At 70.7% G+C, this 2,830-nt stretch carries 2 protein-coding genes; both read left to right on the top strand.

The features are described from left to right. The coding region (locus PROKR_RS02335; protein ID WP_036959311.1) for a phytoene desaturase family protein at window positions 1-848 on the top strand (848 nt) is incomplete at its 5' end. 202 nt (window positions 849-1,050) lie between these two features. Continuing rightward, window positions 1,051-2,679, top strand: a complete 1,629-nt coding sequence (groL, locus tag PROKR_RS02340; RefSeq protein ID WP_036959313.1) for a chaperonin GroEL — start codon at window positions 1,051-1,053, stop codon at window positions 2,677-2,679. Window positions 2,680-2,830: the final 151 nt, after the last annotated feature.

A 2,830-nucleotide genomic window follows, 5' to 3' on the forward strand; every position in this document is an offset into this window, starting at 1 on the left:
CGGCCCTCGCGCACGCCGACGGCGGCTGGGCCGTCCCGGTGGGCGGCTCGCAGGCGGTCACCGACGCCCTCGTCCGTGACCTGGAGGCGCACGGCGGCACCGTCGAGACCGGGCGGGCCGTCGAGGACTGGCACGACTTGCCGCCTGCCCGCGCCGTCCTCTTCGACACCACCCCGCGGGCCGCGCTGTCGATCACGGGCGACCGGATCAGCGTGCCGCGCCGGGCCGCCCTGCGCCGGTTCCGCTACGGCAACGCGGCCGCCAAGGTCGACTTCGTGCTGTCGGAGCCCGTGCCCTGGACGGTGCCCGATGTCGGGCGCGCGTCGACCGTGCACGTCGGTGGTACCCGTGCCGAGATGGTCATCGCGGAGGACGCCGTCGCGAACGGGACGCACCCCGACCGGCCGATGGTCCTGCTCAGCGACCCGGGCGTCGCCGACCCGGGGCGCGTGCGCGGCGGCCGGCGACCGCTGTGGACCTACGCCCACGTGCCCGCCGGCTCGACGCAGGACCTCACCGAGGCGGTCACCCGGCAGATCGAGCGGTTCGCGCCAGGCTTCCGCGACGTCGTCGTCGGCTCGCGGTGCATCCCAGCCAGCCACATGGAGCTGCACAACGCGAACTACCCGGGCGGCGACATCTCCTCGGGGGCCGCCAGCATCTGGCAGATGTTCGCCCGGCCGACCCTGGCGCCCGACCCGTACCAGCTGGCCGAGGGCGTGTACCTCTGCTCGGCGTCGACCCCACCCGGGCCGGGCGTGCACGGCATGGGCGGTTGGCACGCGGCGCGCCGCGCGCTGCTGCGGGAGTTCGACGTCCGGCACGTCCCGGGGCTGGCGCCCGCGTAGGACCCGCGTTCGCCACCGGAGTACGCGCCTTGCACTCTCATGGTCCGAGTGCCAATAATGTCTTAGCACTCTCCGTTGGAGAGTGACAGCAGGGTCGAATGGTGAGGCCTCCTGCCGTGGCGAGACGTGATCGCCGGGGCGGTGGCCGTCCGTCGCGGGCACCGGCCGGCCTGGACAAGCCACCAGCGGAGGATTCATCCCCATGGCCAAGATCATCGCTTTCGACGAGGAAGCTCGTCGGAGCATGGAGCGCGGGCTCAACCAGCTCGCCGACACCGTGAAGGTCACGCTCGGCCCGAAGGGCCGCAACGTCGTTCTCGACAAGAAGTGGGGCGCCCCCACGATCACGAACGACGGTGTCTCCATCGCCAAGGAGATCGAGCTCGACGACCCGTACGAGAAGATCGGTGCGGAGCTCGTCAAGGAGGTCGCCAAGAAGACGGACGACGTCGCGGGTGACGGCACCACCACCGCCACCGTGCTCGCCCAGGCGCTCGTCAAGGAGGGCCTGCGTGTCGTCGCCGCCGGCGCCAACCCGATCGCCGTCAAGCGCGGCATCGAGAAGGCTGTCGAGGCCGTCACCGAGCAGCTGCTGAACGCTGCCAAGGAGATCGAGACCAAGGAAGAGATCGCTGCCACGGCCGCTATCTCGGCCGGCGACCCGGCGATCGGCGAGCTCATCGCCGAGGCCCTCGACAAGGTGGGCAAGGAAGGCGTCATCACCGTCGAGGAGTCGAACACCTTCGGCCTCGAGCTCGAGCTCACCGAGGGCATGCGCTTCGACAAGGGCTTCCTCGCGCGCTACTTCGAGACGGACCCCGAGCGCCAGGAGGCCGTGCTCGAGGACCCGTACGTCCTGATCGTCGAGTCGAAGATCTCGAACGTCAAGGACATGCTGCCGCTGCTCGACCAGGTCATGAAGTCGGGCAAGTCGCTCCTCATCATCGCCGAGGACGTCGAGGGCGAGGCCCTGGCGACCCTGGTGCTGAACAAGATCCGTGGCACCTTCAAGTCCGTCGCCGTCAAGGCCCCGGGCTTCGGTGACCGCCGCAAGGCCATGCTGCAGGACATCGCGATCCTCACCGGCGGCCAGGTCATCACCGAGACGGTGGGCCTCAAGCTGGAGAACGCGACGCTCGAGGAGCTCGGCCAGGCGCGCAAGGTCGTCGTCACGAAGGACGAGACCACGATCGTCGAGGGTGCCGGCGACGCCGACCTCATCGCCGGTCGTGTGAACCAGATCCGCAGCGAGATCGACAAGTCCGACTCGGACTACGACCGCGAGAAGCTGCAGGAGCGCCTCGCCAAGCTGGCCGGCGGCGTGGCCGTCATCAAGGCCGGTGCGGCCACCGAGGTGGAGCTCAAGGAGCGCAAGCACCGCATCGAGGACGCCGTTCGCAACGCGAAGGCCGCCGTCGAGGAGGGCATCGTCGCCGGTGGTGGCGTGGCCCTCATCCAGGCCGGCGCCGTCGCGTTCCCGAAGTTGGAGCTCGAGGGCGACGAGGCGATCGGCGCCACCATCGTGCGTGCCGCGATCGACGCTCCGCTCAAGCAGATCGCCATCAACGCCGGCCTCGAGGGCGGCGTCGTGGCGGAGAAGGTGCGCAACCTTCCCTCCGGCCAGGGCCTGAACGCCGCGACCGGCGTCTACGAGGACCTGCTCGCCGCGGGCGTCAACGACCCGGTCAAGGTGACCCGCTCGGCGCTGCAGAACGCCGCGTCGATCGCCGCGCTGTTCCTCACCACCGAGGCCGTCGTCGCCGACAAGCCGGAGCCCGTGGGCGCCCCGGCCGGCGACCCGTCCGGTGGCATGGGCGGCATGGACTTCTGAGTCCGGCCTGACCCCCTCGGGCTCCGGCCCGGGAATCTGTCCGACGCCGGTCGGTCAACCTCTCACGCGGAGGGTGACCGGCCGGCGTCGGCCTTTTCGCGCGCGGGCGTCAGGAGAACATGCGGGTGGTCGCCGCCTCGGCCTCCGCGTA

The sequence above is a fragment of the Promicromonospora kroppenstedtii DSM 19349 genome (assembly GCF_000515355.1).
Lineage (GTDB): Bacteria > Actinomycetota > Actinomycetes > Actinomycetales > Cellulomonadaceae > Promicromonospora > Promicromonospora kroppenstedtii.